This is a genomic window from Chryseobacterium sp. FW101-FHT12H09 (assembly GCF_058790395.1).
Genome location: NZ_JBYTCP010000003.1, coordinates 816,287 through 830,126, shown reverse-complemented (window position 1 = coordinate 830,126; position 13,840 = coordinate 816,287). Strand labels below are relative to the sequence as shown.

The 13,840-nt window shown below is 33.9% G+C and carries 14 protein-coding genes; 4 read left to right on the top strand and 10 right to left on the bottom strand.

The window, feature by feature from the left end:
• Positions 1-151 precede the first annotated feature (151 nt).
• From AC3WRL_RS14505 to AC3WRL_RS14470, 8 genes are all read right to left on the bottom strand, one after another.
• Positions 152-1,114, bottom strand: coding sequence for a zinc-binding dehydrogenase (locus tag AC3WRL_RS14505; protein ID WP_492330612.1), 963 nt, complete (start codon positions 1,112-1,114; stop codon positions 152-154).
• Between the two features lie 44 nt (positions 1,115-1,158).
• Positions 1,159-1,464, bottom strand: a complete 306-nt coding sequence (locus AC3WRL_RS14500; protein ID WP_214833942.1) for an ArsR/SmtB family transcription factor — start codon at positions 1,462-1,464, stop codon at positions 1,159-1,161.
• Between the two features lie 107 nt (positions 1,465-1,571).
• Complete coding sequence (locus AC3WRL_RS14495) at positions 1,572-1,919, bottom strand: VOC family protein (protein ID WP_261512778.1); 348 nt, start codon at positions 1,917-1,919, stop codon at positions 1,572-1,574.
• A 59-nt stretch (positions 1,920-1,978) separates the two neighbouring features.
• Positions 1,979-3,430 carry an MBL fold metallo-hydrolase gene (locus AC3WRL_RS14490; RefSeq protein WP_492330611.1) on the bottom strand — a complete coding sequence of 484 codons (1,452 nt, stop codon included), beginning with the start codon at positions 3,428-3,430 and terminating at the stop codon, positions 1,979-1,981.
• Between the two features lie 106 nt (positions 3,431-3,536).
• A complete protein-coding gene (locus tag AC3WRL_RS14485) occupies positions 3,537-4,007 on the bottom strand; it encodes a cupin domain-containing protein (protein ID WP_214833934.1) in 471 nt (156 codons plus the stop codon).
• Positions 4,008-4,141: 134 nt separating this feature from the next.
• Positions 4,142-4,840 carry a DUF1826 domain-containing protein gene (locus tag AC3WRL_RS14480; RefSeq protein WP_492330610.1) on the bottom strand — a complete coding sequence of 233 codons (699 nt, stop codon included), beginning with the start codon at positions 4,838-4,840 and terminating at the stop codon, positions 4,142-4,144.
• 171 nt (positions 4,841-5,011) lie between these two features.
• Positions 5,012-5,428: an acyl-CoA thioesterase gene (locus tag AC3WRL_RS14475; protein WP_214833929.1), complete on the bottom strand. Its 417-nt coding sequence runs from the start codon at positions 5,426-5,428 to the stop codon at positions 5,012-5,014.
• A 222-nt stretch (positions 5,429-5,650) separates the two neighbouring features.
• Complete coding sequence (locus AC3WRL_RS14470; protein WP_261512771.1) at positions 5,651-6,922, bottom strand: T9SS type A sorting domain-containing protein; 1,272 nt, start codon at positions 6,920-6,922, stop codon at positions 5,651-5,653.
• An 827-nt stretch (positions 6,923-7,749) separates the two neighbouring features.
• Between AC3WRL_RS14470 and AC3WRL_RS14465 the strand changes: the two genes are divergently transcribed.
• Complete coding sequence (locus AC3WRL_RS14465; RefSeq protein WP_214833924.1) at positions 7,750-8,367, top strand: phosphatase domain-containing putative toxin; 618 nt, start codon at positions 7,750-7,752, stop codon at positions 8,365-8,367.
• Between the two features lie 91 nt (positions 8,368-8,458).
• Here AC3WRL_RS14465 and AC3WRL_RS14460 read toward each other — a convergent pair whose 3' ends face one another.
• Together AC3WRL_RS14460 and AC3WRL_RS14455 are read right to left on the bottom strand one after the other, a co-directional pair.
• Positions 8,459-9,025, bottom strand: a complete 567-nt coding sequence (locus AC3WRL_RS14460) for a GNAT family N-acetyltransferase (RefSeq protein ID WP_214833921.1) — start codon at positions 9,023-9,025, stop codon at positions 8,459-8,461.
• 77 nt (positions 9,026-9,102) lie between these two features.
• Positions 9,103-9,459, bottom strand: coding sequence for a response regulator (locus AC3WRL_RS14455; protein ID WP_214833918.1), 357 nt, complete (start codon positions 9,457-9,459; stop codon positions 9,103-9,105).
• Positions 9,460-9,675: 216 nt separating this feature from the next.
• Between AC3WRL_RS14455 and AC3WRL_RS14450 the strand changes: the two genes are divergently transcribed.
• The 3 genes from AC3WRL_RS14450 (at position 9,676) to AC3WRL_RS14440 (ending at position 13,674) form a co-directional block, all read left to right on the top strand.
• Entirely contained in the window at positions 9,676-10,815 is a 1,140-nt protein-coding gene (locus AC3WRL_RS14450) for a helix-turn-helix domain-containing protein (protein WP_492330609.1), read from the top strand.
• A gap of 153 nt (positions 10,816-10,968) precedes the next feature.
• A complete protein-coding gene (locus AC3WRL_RS14445) occupies positions 10,969-12,435 on the top strand; it encodes a serine hydrolase domain-containing protein (protein WP_261512769.1) in 1,467 nt (488 codons plus the stop codon).
• Between the two features lie 183 nt (positions 12,436-12,618).
• A complete protein-coding gene (locus AC3WRL_RS14440) occupies positions 12,619-13,674 on the top strand; it encodes a serine hydrolase domain-containing protein (protein ID WP_261512768.1) in 1,056 nt (351 codons plus the stop codon).
• Positions 13,675-13,840: the final 166 nt, after the last annotated feature.

The following is a 13,840-nucleotide window of genomic DNA, read 5'->3' as shown; positions in this document are numbered from 1 at the left end:
AAAGTGCTCCCAGAGCAATTCCAGAGAATATGTATATATTTTAGAAAATTAACTTAATGAAAAAGCTGTGATTTCACCAGAAATAGGGACCTATCTATTATATTCAGATCATATACGGATTTCAAATAATTTTCTATTACAAAAAACATTTTTACAATGAAAGTACAATTTTACCTAATAAAGGCCGATCCCGTTTTGTATCCTCTATTCTTTGATGGGCTTTTTTCACCTCTTCAATGGGGTATATACTATCTATAATTGGTTTTACATGTCCAGATTCAATTAGTTGCGTAATATGATGAAGCTCATCTCTGTTTTGTCGCGTAAAAACAAAATGATAGGTAGCATTTTTTTCCCATGCGTTGATCAGGTTTTGTGGCTGGGGAATATCAACAAGCGTTACAATTTTACCATAGTTCGCTAAGGCTAGGGGACTGTCCGAAAGTGTGCTTCCTCCTACAGTATCAATAATTACATCTACACCTTTTCCCTCAGTATAGGCCAGTATTTCTTCAATATAGTTTTTTTGATGATGGTCAATGACTATATCTGCTCCAAGATTCTGAAGTTTTTCATGTAAAATACTTTGTCCTGTTGTATAAACAAAAGCACCCAATGATTTAGCGACCTGAATTGCCAATGTTCCAACACCACCTGCTCCTCCAAGGATGAGAATGGTATCTCCTTTTTTTAGTTGAGCCCGTACCACAAGCATTTCCCAAACCGTTCCTCCAATAAGCGGAACAGCAGCAGCTTCCTCGTAGCTAAGATTATCAGGCATCCTGGATAATGAGGCTTCATCTGTCAGGTGATATTCAGCATAACTGCCGGAGCCACCAAAACGCGGTGAATAATAAACTTTATCACCAGGCCGCCAATTTTTTACTGCTTCTCCTACTGCTACAACATCACCTGAGATATCGTGACCAGTTACAATTGGTAAATCAAACACTGATGTATAATCTCCCCGCCTTACCTGATAATCAAGGGGATTTACTGAGGTAGCTCTTACCTTCACTAATACCTGAGAAGGATCTGTTATGGAAGGTGTCGTCACTTCCGCTAACTGGAGAACTTCCGGTCCTCCATAATTTTTAATTACAATTGCTTTCATAATTAGATATTTCGCTTATTTTCGAAATGTTTAGTTAAAAAAATTCACAATGATTTTTGAATTAATTTGTTAAGCGTCTCAATCGCGCCTTCATTACGTTTGTAGTAGGTCCACTGACCCATCCTTGTAGCTTCGATAAGCCCACATTTTTGTAGTAAACTCAGATAGTCTGAGGTGGTAGATGGAGATAAACCAGCTTTTTTTGTAATGTCACTTACACAAACACCAAGATTGGAATCATAGTCCTTTAATTCATCAGCAGGAAAGTGGAGGTGAGGCTGCTTAAGCCAGACAAGTATGTTGATTCTAGTTTGGTTACTGAGCGCTTTAAAAACTGTAATTAATTCCATAGAACAAAGATATCGATATTTTCCGAAATACCGAAATTAAAATTTGAAGATTATATTGCCGTATTAGCACCTGTGCATTTAAAGGGATTTACCTTGCACAAACCTATTTATGCTTGGACAACACAAAAAGAATTTCCTTCAGGATCAAGCAAAACTACATAATCAGCATCCTGTTCATAATCCCAATTTTGCATTTTTACAGCGCCTATACTAAGTAACCGTTTTACTTCTTCTTTTTGGTTCTCAGTGATCAGGTCAATATGGTGTCTTCTTGGCTCCTCGGAGCTGGTGAGTTTCAACGATAACTGCATTCCCTGACCATTTTGGGGAATCAAAATGGCAAAATCCAGATCTGGATTCCGTTTTAATTTATAATTCAATGCCTTACACCAAAAGGTTATTGCTCTGTCAAGATCCTGTACTCCCCATACAATTGAAAGTATTTTTAAGTCCATATAATGTAGTTAGGATTATTAATGATAAATTTAGCAATTGTTCGATACGTTTACCCGTTCTAATGCTCAAATGTATTTTTAAAAAGCGGATCTTTCTTCTTCATTTTGACAATCTCATTAAACGTTTCTTTAGAAATTACAGAAAGTCCATGATGGCCAATAATTTTTGTAAAAGTTATTTTTTTCTGACGTAAAAAATCGCTGAATTCTTTTGTTACAGCTATTGCGGGGGTGGTGTATGAATCCGCAGGCAATGATAACAGATCTCCCTGATAGATCATTTTCTCCTGAGGCAGATATAAAAATGACATTCCTTTTGCATGACTATTAGGTATTTCAATAAATTCCAGCTTTTTATGATCATTTTCTAATACCTTTTTATTATTAAATACTTCAAAATTTACTTTTCCATTTTTATAAAGACTGCTATCGCTGTTTTGCAGCATGCTCATAACCGGCTGCTTCATGTTTTCTGCACAAATAATAGTAGCCCCTTCTTTCACAACTTCAGCAATACCGGCTATATGATCGTTATGGAAGTGAGAAAGATGAACATATTTGATAGGAATATCAGGGAGTGTGGTATGAATAACATCCAGTATAGATTTGGTCGTTGCTGATGATATGGGTGCTTCTGTAAGTACAATATAATTTCCCATATTAATAAACATGATATTGCGGTCTCCATCTACATTTTCAATCAGGTAAACATCTTTAGCGATCATTTTTGCAGAAAGTACGGGAGTGCTTTCACTAGTTGATTTATATCCTGGAGGAAAATCAAAAACGAGACTGGCGAAATTCTGATTGTATTTAAATAAGCTTAATGAATCTGAATAAATAATATTTCCATTGCGCTCCAGGCTGCTTTTCTTCGCAATCATTAATCCATCAGTCGGTATGTAATCTTCGAAACGCTGTACTATGGTGTCTTGTCCCTGTATTCTGGTGATTTTCTTCAAAAGAAAAGTGATTGTATCAAATCTGTATTCTTCAGTTCCATTTGGATTCTTTTTTAAAACAATCAAATCCTTTCCCTCTGTAAGCACGGGCTCGTTTTTAATTTCCTGAAGTAATTGTTTAAGTATAAAATAAGGGAAATTGTTCAACAGGCTATTCTTCCTTTTATCGAAAGAGGCTGAACCCAGATTCAGTAGGTCTTTTCCCGTTCTACTGCCAATACCATCATATACATAATAGGTTGAGTCCCGTCCCAATCTGTAGGTGTCAAACACATAGCCTCCAGGATAATGATTCTGCGTATGGTGTAAAAAACGGCTGCCTTTTAAGTCAACAAAAAGATGGAATGAATCTTTTTCCGGTAGAGCATGGTCGAAATCATATCCTTGCCATTTATCTATATTTATCCTGTTAGTCGCATATTCAAAATCATTCACTGTTTCCCAGTTTCCCAATGCTGATATACTTTTTTGAAGTACATTGGTAGTTGTTTGTGCAGAAATAGTAAAACTCAGGCACCATCCAATGATGAATAAAAATTTTCTTTCCATAGATCAATTTGTTTGATTTTTTTCACATGTATGTGATGAAACAAATGTAATCAATTTACATGGTAAATAATTCTATGATAAAGTATTAACAAATAACATTGCAAAGTTAGTGTGGATTATTCGTAGTAATAACAAACATGATTAAAGGTTCGTCTCCAGTGTTTTCTATAGAATGATAGCCTATGGAGCTGATGGCCGTAATGTCTCCTTTTTGAAGCGTTTTTTTACGTTCTGGTCCCTGCGTTCCGGTTCTTTCACGATATTCTCCGGTTCCATGCACTACAACATACAATTCTTCCTCGTTTCTTTCATTATGGGTGTGAAATCCCGATTCATCGCCTCTATTTAATAAGACCATATAAGCTCCCAGACGATTATTGGTTAATTCATTCTGGTCGAACATTTGTAACATGTATACTGTTCCTTTTCCACCATACATTTTTTCACGTTTATCGATTCGTGTAATGGTTCGTTCATTCTTTTCAAAGGCCATTACATACAGGTGGATATATTTTGAAACCTCTTGTATAACATGATCAAATTCTGCTCCTTCAGATAATATAACGGTATCAGCCATGTGAGTTAAATATTAATTGATAATAATAAAGATCAATGTACCAAAAATTACATTGTAACACAAGCAAAATTGCCTTCATTGAAGAGTTCTTTTTATTGTGAACAAATAGCAGCCTGGAATACCAAATAGACTCCTTAACAAATCAGAAGCAGTCGGTATTCACTATCGTTTTCAATAGGAGCTCTATGAACACAGGGTAAAACTTGTTGTTCTGGATGATCTACCGCCAGTCGCCAAAGATGTCCAGCTTTTAAACTGACAGGTTCAGCATTTGGTTTGGGCTGATAATGCAGATCGAAGAAATAGTCTTTCAGGAAGTCTTCAAATTCCTCTTCCGGACCATTGTGTAATTTTTTAAGCTTATCCCGGATTTCAGGGATCAGAATTTTTTGTTCAACCTGATCATTGGGTAAGATTTCACTTGCAGTACCATGATAGGTACACAAAAAAGTATCCGTTAAAATCGGTGATCGATCGACATGATACGAATATACATCTGTTGAAATGAAATCGAACTCCTCATCCCGTTCGTAACTTTTGAGCAGATTGAGAGAAGGTAATGCTCCAAAATCGGTTAATAACTGTATATCACTTAAGATGATTTCCCTTGCCTCATTACCTTTTTCTGATAGTTGTAGAGCTAAAAGGTCTTCAATGGAAACTTCTGTGACGTTCTCTTTTAAATGAAGCTTAGATACGATCTCGTTAAAATCTCCAACTAAATTTCTGTGCCAGCAAATAGCATTCATAGCTCCCTGAAAATGGGTGTCTACAAGTTCAGAAAAAGTTGAAACTATTCCAATTTGTTCATTGTCAGAAAATGTATTGTCCATATTTTAGGATAGATAATTTAGTTGCTTAATTCTTTACAAAAATAAGGAATAGGTTAGAAGAACATGCTAACATTGATTTTGTTTTTGTAAGTCATAACTGATTTATTGTAAAAAGTAAAAGCGAGTTATTAAACTCGCTTTTTATATGGTATATTTTAATTTTACAACGACTTAATCTTCCAAAGTAGGGGCATTCTCAATAAGCGTTTTTATGGCCTCGGGAAGAAATGGCCTTCCACCTGTAGATGGCACACATGTACCTGTAAAAGTAGCTTTTGTCGTTACCTTACCATTCAGAATAATGGATTGCTTAAAATGTATTTTAGGAGCATCACTTTTGTCGCGAAATAATTCACAGGTTACAGTGAAGGTATCTCCTTGTTTTAAAGATCTGAGAAAACTGATCGTGTACCCGGATAAAACCATATTAACGCCATTTTTTGCTTCGTTTTCCAGATTGAAGCCCAAAATTTCATCAATATACTGATGTCTGCATTCTTCCATGTAAAAAGGATAGTATAAACCATCCATAATTCCCTGTACGTCAATGTGCTCATCTTGAGTCACATATTCTTTTGAATATTTCATAATGACCATTCTATATTTAGTAGATAAATCTAATTATAAATTTTTCTAAATCAAAATTGAATCGATCTATCTTGAGTGGGGTATTATATATAAAATGTAGTCCATTTGATATCATGAAATAACAAAAACCACTGCGATTGCGGTGGTTTTTAATTATTCAATATTCAATTCAATTTTTGCTTTTATGTGATAATTATTATAAATGTTCTTTACTTACAATACTTATTTTTTAATCGTATTAAAGGTTTGTTTAGATCCGTCTTTCATATAAACAACCACTACATAGGTGCCCGACTTTAATTCTTTTAGCTGAAGAACTGAAGATGGTTTATCAATCGTTTTCAACAATCTCCCTGAAATATCCACTATAGAAACAGATTTTACATTCTTAATATCAGAAATATTTAATAGATCTATAAAAGGATTGGGATAAATATCGATGGTATTTTTGGCTTGTAAAGCTTCAGAAATACCAAGAGAAGGACCTTTGGTAATGTTGATGGTAAATATTCCGGGTGGAGCAGTACTCGACTGAACCCCACCTACGTTTATATAATAAACAGTACCAGCATTAGTCTGTATTGTGAGTATTTCAGTTTGACCTCCAGATCCGTTATTCACAGTACCTAAACATGTAAAATTTGAACAGACGCCACCATAAACACCAATTGCAGGGTCAAAAGTACTTCCAGATGGTGTTGTAACAGTAATGTTGTACAAACTACCATCGGCTATAAACCTAAACCAGGTACCATCCCTTATAAAAACAGGAGTTGCTGATGAAGAGCAGAAAGGATTACTTGTTGTTGCCTCACTTACTGCCGGACCATCCACCTGAGTATAAGAATAGGGAAAAGAGGAAGCGATCAAGGCTCCCTGACAATCATCATTAACAGGCAGGTTACGTACGCAGATATTGAAATTTACATTGTATCCGGGAATAGAAGAAGATTCATATACCCTAACATAATAAGTTTGTCCAACGATTAAACCTGATAGAATACCCTTCATTGGACAGATAGGTGGTCCGGGATCTGGGCCAGTACCAACACAAATCCCAGATACATGACAGAACAGACTTGTCATACTGCTGCCACAACTTCCGGAGAATACTTGGAAATTCATAGGCGTTGCTATCGGAACAGTATTCGATACTTCAACGAGATGTGTAGTTGCTGTTGCAACAAATTTAAACCAAACATCGTCAGTGGCTAATCCATTTCCGCCGCAGGTTGCGGGCATAGACTGAGTGGCTCCAACAGTACTTCCAAGCGTAACAGAAGTGCAGGATAGCGGAGGATTTATCGGTAGCAATACCGCACCTGAACATTCATCATTGGCAGGTGGTGGAACAATCCCAGCAGAATGAACATTCGCTGATTGGCCAATCGTTGGTGCTGTCGGGAACCGAATAGTTTCTAAATCTAAAAAGGTTCGGCTATTTGCCAGAGTGACTATTAATATAAATAGACACGTAAGTAGATTTTTTCTCATATTATTTTTTAAATAAAAGATAAATTACCCTGAACTGCTTTAGTTCACATACAATAATCTATCATAACAATAACCTATATAAATGGGTGTATTCATTACTTTAATTTCATGTAAAACGACCCCAAAAAATTAATAGCTCTAACTAAGAAAAATAATACTTCTGAAAAATAATCCGCATCGAAAACGATATCGGAAATAACTGCTGAATTACCGAAATGTAGTAAGACAGAAATAAAAGATCTTGCCAGATTGGAAAATATGAAGATCCAAAAAAGATTGGAATTGTTCCAAACTTAAACCTCAGATTCTTCCTGAATTTTAAACTTACACCCTATAATAAACGGTAACTATACTATAAATGATCAAATGTTTTCCATTTTATGGGATATATTTTTCATTTTCCAATACACTCAAAGATAGTTAATTTATAATATATTATGCATTAAATAATATAATATCATTTTAAATTTTAATCTTATTTGGATTTTTTATTTACTTCATAATAACTTATTAAAATATAAATTAATATTTTACATTCTCAATGTTTTGTCTTTTTGCAATATTAATAAAAATATATCCCTATTTATTGAAATATAATACTTTTATTCATACATTTGCTGTTTATTACTAGATGATTATAAGAATTTATAAGTCATTCTATTCAGATTTGTACCCGCTTGTTTCGAAGAATATATGATAAATTATTGCGGTAATTTGCACTATACTTTAACCTACATTGTAAGCAAAGTGAAAAAGTGAAATAGAGCTCGATAATTAAGATAGTAGTAACCAGTAAAACAGACCATTTTTAAAATAAAATAAAAAACATGAAAAAAGTAATTTTTATCATTTTGGCTTTGGGTACAATAGCTTGTGCTCCTGAAAATTCCGAAGATTCACTGTCTAAATCAGCTTACAGCTCCAAAAGTTCTGAACTGGCTATTGCTTCTAAAAGTTCGCGACCTCAAAACTGGGCTCAGAAAGTTACAGGATCACCTTTTGATAATCTGTACAAAGTCAATAATGATGTTTATAGAAGTGAACAGCCCGATAGTGATGGCTATAACTACCTTGAACAAAAGAATGTAGCCTCAATTCTTAATCTGAGGTCAGGTCACATAGACAACGTTTCAGGAACCAACTATACAGGCACTTTATACAATGTTCCTATGGTGGCTTCAGATGTTTCGGATGTAGAAATTATCCAGGCTTTAAAAATTATAAGAACAGCTCCCAAACCAATAGACATACATTGTGCACATGGGAGTGACAGGACTGGAGTTACTATGGCAATGTACCGTATTGTTTTCCAGAATTGGAGCAAGCAAGATGCTACGAAAGAGATGAAGGAGGGAGGTTATAATTTCCATTCACAATATACCAATCTGGTTAATTATATTAGGGATGTGGATGTTAATTATATTAAGACACAAGTATTTAATTAACTTGATTTTAAGGAATATGCAAAAGTCCAATATCAGAGATGTTGGGCTTTTTATTTTAATCGTAAACCAATAATGGAATAGAAACTCTCAGTTAAAATTCCGATTTGGAATCTGAATGTTCAGAATGGTGAAGAACATAAGTAAGCATCCCTTCAATATTTTCGTGGGTATGTTGGAAGGTATCATGCACCATTTTAAAATTTAGTTTTTCTAATATATTAACTGATGACGGGTTATGAGCAGAAGGAAAGGCTGTAATTGTTTCAGCGCCCATATTTTCGAATCCAAAATTGATGATTGCTCTTAAGCCTTCTCCCATGATCCCCATTTTTTGAAATTCAGGAAGCAGTTCATATCCTATTTCGACAGACTTGTTGCTCAAGTCAAAATTCCAAAAACATAAGGCACCTATTAAAGCAGATTGATCTTTATAGGAAATTGCCCAAAATATACACGAATTCTCATTGAACAGATTTTCAATTTTTTGGATATAAGCTGTTGCATCACTGATGCTATTGGCAGGTTCCCTCCCTGTTAATTTGGCTACTTCATGATCTGATCGTAGTTCATAAATTGCCTGAGCATCTTCAAGGGACAATCTTCTTAAGTTAAGACGCTCAGTTTCTAATGCTGGAAATATTGAAAAATTAACGTTCATCAGTTATCTAAAATATAATTGTTTATTTCAATGCTAATCATGCTGATGAGAACACTCAAAAAAAATTAACAAGTTGATCAGGAATTATTTTTAACCACATTGATCATATGATCAATATCAAATGGTTTTTCGATATAGTCATCAGCTTTGCAATCTTTTGCTTTTTGTGGTAAATCATGTGATGTAGAAGTGAGGACAGCAGAAACTTCTTCTGTTTGAGGATCATTCTTTAATTCTTCAATCACTTTTGCTCCTTTCTTATCTCCTTTGATGTTATCGTCTACAATGACGACATCGGGGTCAATCTCGTCAATTTTTTCAATTGGTTCGGTTGTTAATGATGAAGTGACATCAAATCCTTCATCCTGTAATACCTCATCCATGATCTCCAGGATTTCTTCATTATCCTGAATAAGGACAACCTTCTTTTTCATATATTCTTAATAAGTTATATAAATATAAGAAAACTTTATGAAGGACTAACAGTTTAGTAAAACAAAAATAGTGTCATCAGAGAACTTGTGAAAATGAGGTTTGATACCAGGTTTTTTCATAAAAAAAACAGACAGCTCCATTCTAATTTCTATATTTGCACGGGTCAGCCTTAAATAACTAATTTCCTAAAAAGCAATAAACAAAAAGAATATAGAATGGATAAAATGAATTTATTAATTATTGTAACAGTAATCTCCTTATTCATTTCATTGTTTCTTGCATTCTTTCTACTCACCGTTAAAACAAAACACAAGACCAGCAATATTCTTTTTGCGGTTTTTCTTATAATCACGGCAATTGATACAAGTGATCCAATATTAGGCCTGTTAACTGACCGTCCTTCGAATCTGGGAATGCTGAAAACGACTCTGGCTTTTCTACAAATTCCTGTTTTTTACCTCTATATACTGTCGGTTTGTTATTCAGATTTTAAGTTTAAGCCCAAATATCTCATACATCTGCTTCCATTTTTAATAGCGAATATAATTTTGTTACCTCGTTTTTACACAGTAGATATCGCTTCTAAAATTGATTTTATTATCAATCGTCAAACCAGGATAGAACTGCAGTTAACCCATATTCTATTCCATATTCAGGTACTTATCTATTTTGTAGCTATTTTTATACTGTTGAGAAAAGCAAAAAAACTATATCTTGAAAACAACGCTGGTACAAGCATTAATTCTTATAACTGGCTGTTTCAGTTTACACTTGTACTCACTATTTTATATGTGATCGTCATTTTCAAAAACATTTTCAAATTTTCAGATTATCCCTACATTTCTGAATGGATAAAAATCGGAATCCTGGTACTTCAGCTGTTTATAGTGTGTTGGTATTTGTTTAAGGCGCTCAACAATCCCGGATTATTCAGAAATATTGATTCAAAATTAAAACTCGTTTCGGATATTATTTTAGAAGAAAAGAAGAACGAGCCGGAAACGGTAAATGAAAAAGAATACAACGAAGAATTAGTGAAATTAAAGAAATACATGGTAGAAGAAAAACCATTTCTTAATCCTTCTTTAACCATTCAGGATATTTCAAATGAGATTAAAATTCCTGTTCGTGATCTGTCCCTTTTAATTAATCATCAGCTGGGTCAACATTTCTTTGACTTTATCAATACCTATCGTATAGAAAATGCAAAGACCATTTTAAAAGATCCGACAAAAAATAAAGTAACGGTTCTTGAGATCCTGTATGAAGTGGGTTTTAATTCAAAATCATCTTTTAATACGGCTTTTAAAAAACATACAGGTTTTACACCTACTGTATATCGTAAACAGTTGTAATATAGTTGTTTGTAAAAAGTCGCACTTCTGTAATACATAAATCATACGTATTTTTTTGATGAAATAGGGCCGACTTTTTTTAGTCGGTCGCACAAGGCTGATCGTTATCCCAAATTTGTATCGAAATAATTTTTTAACCCAAAAAACGATACAATGAAAAGTTCTGTTTATTTATTAATTTTAATGATCATAATGTCTAGTTGTCATACGAGCAACAAAGCATTGACCCAAAGAAAAGACTATACCATTCTTACCGACAGTTTACATATTGAGCAACAATTAGAAAAATACAAACTTGCCGGATTTAGTATGGTGGTTTTTGAAAACTATGAGATCGTTTATTCAAAACAATTTGGTGTAAAATCCATAAACTCAGGACAGAAAATAGATCAAAACACAGCTTTTTCTACAGCATCTATTTCAAAACCGATTACTGCACTTCTTTGTCATATCCTTGAGGAGAAAGGACTGATTAATTTAGATGATCCTATAGACAATTATCTAAAACGCTGGCATTTGCCAAAAAGTAAGTTTACGGAAAACAACAGTCCAAACTGGAGACAATTTCTTAATCATACGGCGGGCACAAGTCAGAGTGGATTTGAAGACTATTATCAAGGTGAAACAATTCCAAGCATACAACAAAGTCTTTTAGGTCAAATTCCAAGATATGATAAAGAAATTGAATTCTTATTTACGCCTGGAACTGACTGGCAGTACAGCGGTGGCGGTTACGTAATTGTACAAATGGCATTAGAAGATACTTTAAATAAATCTATTGCAGAGCTTGCCAACGAGTATATTTTTTCACCTCTTGGTATGAAAAATACGACAATGATTCAGCCTGATGAAAATGGATTTCCGACCAATGTTGCTCTTGTCCACGATAAAGATAAAAAAGTAATTAAAACAGGTTTACCAATTACTCCGCAGGTTGGAGCATCAGGCATGTGGTCGACACCAAGTGATCTGGCTAAGCTCTCTATTGAGATACAAAATGCCCTGCGTAACAAAAATAACAAAGTGATTTCTCATCGTATTGCAAAAAAAGTAACAGCAGTCTCTGCTTTAAAAAATGCAGTTGGTGGATGGGGTTATGGATGGCAGAAGTCTTTTGGCTATAATAACTACAGTTGGTTTTCATGTAATGGCTCTAACACTGGAGTGGGTGGGAGTACTTTCGCAACAATGACAGATGGTAATGGCTTTGTTTTTCTTGCTAATGGTGAAAAGCCAAACCGTATTCCTGTGATAACTCAGGCTCAAAGAAAGATTTTGCAACTGATGAACTGGAACAAAAAAGGAACTGATGAAGATATTCAGGAAATGCCTTTAGCCTTAAAAGAGAAACTGATCGGAACATATGACGATTTCCTTTATTCGCAAGGAGTGGAAACTAAAATAGTAGAAAAGAACAATCGCCTGTATGTTGAGTCTCCATTGTTGGAATTTTTTAAAGGAAAAAATGACAATGAGTTGGTGTATCTGAAAAATGGATTATTTAAAATAATTGATTATCCTAATGTATTAAAATTCGATTTCAGCAATGGAAAACCAAGTTCTGTAACCTTAATAAGAGATCATCTGAATACTAAAATCCAGCTCACTAACAAAAAATAAATAATGATTATAATGGGATTAAGTATACTGTAATACAGTTGTTTGTAAAAAGTCGTACTTCCGTTTGTAATCTATCAAACCTATTCTTCTAAATAAATGCGTTCGACTTTTTTCAGTCGGTCGCGGGAAGATCATTTCTTTCACACATTTGCATCAATATAAATTTAACCTAAATAAAAAACTATGAAAAACGCATTAAAAATGGTAGCCGTATTATTAATAAGCAACTTTACTTTTGGGCAGGACTATTCTAAAAAGATCGATTCCATTATTCAAAGTAACTATAAAAATAATCCGGATGTAGGGATCAGTGTTGGTTACATCAATAATAATAAAGAACATTATATCGCATATGGTAAACTGAGTAAGGGAAATCAAATGGATATTGATAAAAACTCCCTGTTTGAAATTGCTTCAATTACTAAAATTTTAACTTCAAATTTAATTGCACAGGCAGCTATTGAAAATAAAATAAAATTAGATGATTATATAGACAACTACCTTCCTAAAGAATATGTATTACAGAAGGATCTTAAAAATAAAATAAGAATATCGGATTTAGCTTCCCATCAATCTGGCTTGCCTGATGTCGATTTTGCAAAACTTGTAGAGCTGGATTCGCAACAACCTATCAATAATGTAACTGAAAAAACATTAACTGATATTGTCAATAATTGCACTGAATTAACTGATTATGGAAAATACCGTTATTCAACCCTTGGTTACACTTTATTGGGGCAAATCTTAGAAAAGGTATATGAAAATACTTATGATGAGATCATTCGTGAGAAAATACTCAAGTCATTAAAAATGAATCATACCCTAACAAAAGATTTTAATGTAAAAAATAAAACAACAGGCTACAATCCTAATGGTGGTGTTCAGGAATTTCTTAAATGGAATGTTACGGCACCTGCAGGATTAATAAAGTCCAATACTTCTGATATGATCACCTATTTGAAAGCGGTTTTGACTAAAGGAAATAAAATATCTCAGGCAGCAATGCTGACCGAAAAGATCTTCTATAAAGATAATAATAGAGAATTGGGACTGGGGACAAACATTATAGCGGATGATAAAAATACCGTATATGTAAAAACAGGTGATTCTATGGGACAATCTTCGATCATATTTTATAACAGGGTTAAAAATTGGGGCGTTATCGTACTTCTAAGTCAAAGAAACTCAAAGATGAGACAGAACTTATTTAATGAAATTTCTCAAAAAATATTGAAATAAATCTGTTCTTTAAGTAAAGTATTAACTGATCCAGGAAAATAGAATTCCTGGATTTTTTATCTTCATTAAATATCTCCTATTATTTTTCCAACAAAAGTGTATTATTGTTGGCAAATCTATTAAATTTGGTTCGCCCGCTTATCTGATTCCTTCAAGGGAATCTGTT

What these genes read in the sequence shown, in the direction of transcription:
- AC3WRL_RS14505 (WP_492330612.1), bottom strand. Translation starts at nt 1,114, where the DNA reads ATGAAAGCAATTGTAATTAAAAATTATGGAGGACCGGAAGTTCTCCAG.
- AC3WRL_RS14500 (WP_214833942.1), bottom strand. Translation starts at nt 1,464, where the DNA reads ATGGAATTAATTACAGTTTTTAAAGCGCTCAGTAACCAAACTAGAATC.
- AC3WRL_RS14495 (WP_261512778.1), bottom strand. Translation starts at nt 1,919, where the DNA reads ATGGACTTAAAAATACTTTCAATTGTATGGGGAGTACAGGATCTTGAC.
- AC3WRL_RS14490 (WP_492330611.1), bottom strand. Translation starts at nt 3,430, where the DNA reads ATGGAAAGAAAATTTTTATTCATCATTGGATGGTGCCTGAGTTTTACT.
- AC3WRL_RS14485 (WP_214833934.1), bottom strand. Translation starts at nt 4,007, where the DNA reads ATGGCTGATACCGTTATATTATCTGAAGGAGCAGAATTTGATCATGTT.
- AC3WRL_RS14480 (WP_492330610.1), bottom strand. Translation starts at nt 4,840, where the DNA reads ATGGACAATACATTTTCTGACAATGAACAAATTGGAATAGTTTCAACT.
- AC3WRL_RS14475 (WP_214833929.1), bottom strand. Translation starts at nt 5,428, where the DNA reads ATGAAATATTCAAAAGAATATGTGACTCAAGATGAGCACATTGACGTA.
- AC3WRL_RS14470 (WP_261512771.1), bottom strand. Translation starts at nt 6,922, where the DNA reads ATGAGAAAAAATCTACTTACGTGTCTATTTATATTAATAGTCACTCTG.
- AC3WRL_RS14465 (WP_214833924.1), top strand. Translation starts at nt 7,750, where the DNA reads ATGAAAAAAGTAATTTTTATCATTTTGGCTTTGGGTACAATAGCTTGT.
- AC3WRL_RS14460 (WP_214833921.1), bottom strand. Translation starts at nt 9,025, where the DNA reads ATGAACGTTAATTTTTCAATATTTCCAGCATTAGAAACTGAGCGTCTT.
- AC3WRL_RS14455 (WP_214833918.1), bottom strand. Translation starts at nt 9,459, where the DNA reads ATGAAAAAGAAGGTTGTCCTTATTCAGGATAATGAAGAAATCCTGGAG.
- AC3WRL_RS14450 (WP_492330609.1), top strand. Translation starts at nt 9,676, where the DNA reads ATGGATAAAATGAATTTATTAATTATTGTAACAGTAATCTCCTTATTC.
- AC3WRL_RS14445 (WP_261512769.1), top strand. Translation starts at nt 10,969, where the DNA reads ATGAAAAGTTCTGTTTATTTATTAATTTTAATGATCATAATGTCTAGT.
- AC3WRL_RS14440 (WP_261512768.1), top strand. Translation starts at nt 12,619, where the DNA reads ATGAAAAACGCATTAAAAATGGTAGCCGTATTATTAATAAGCAACTTT.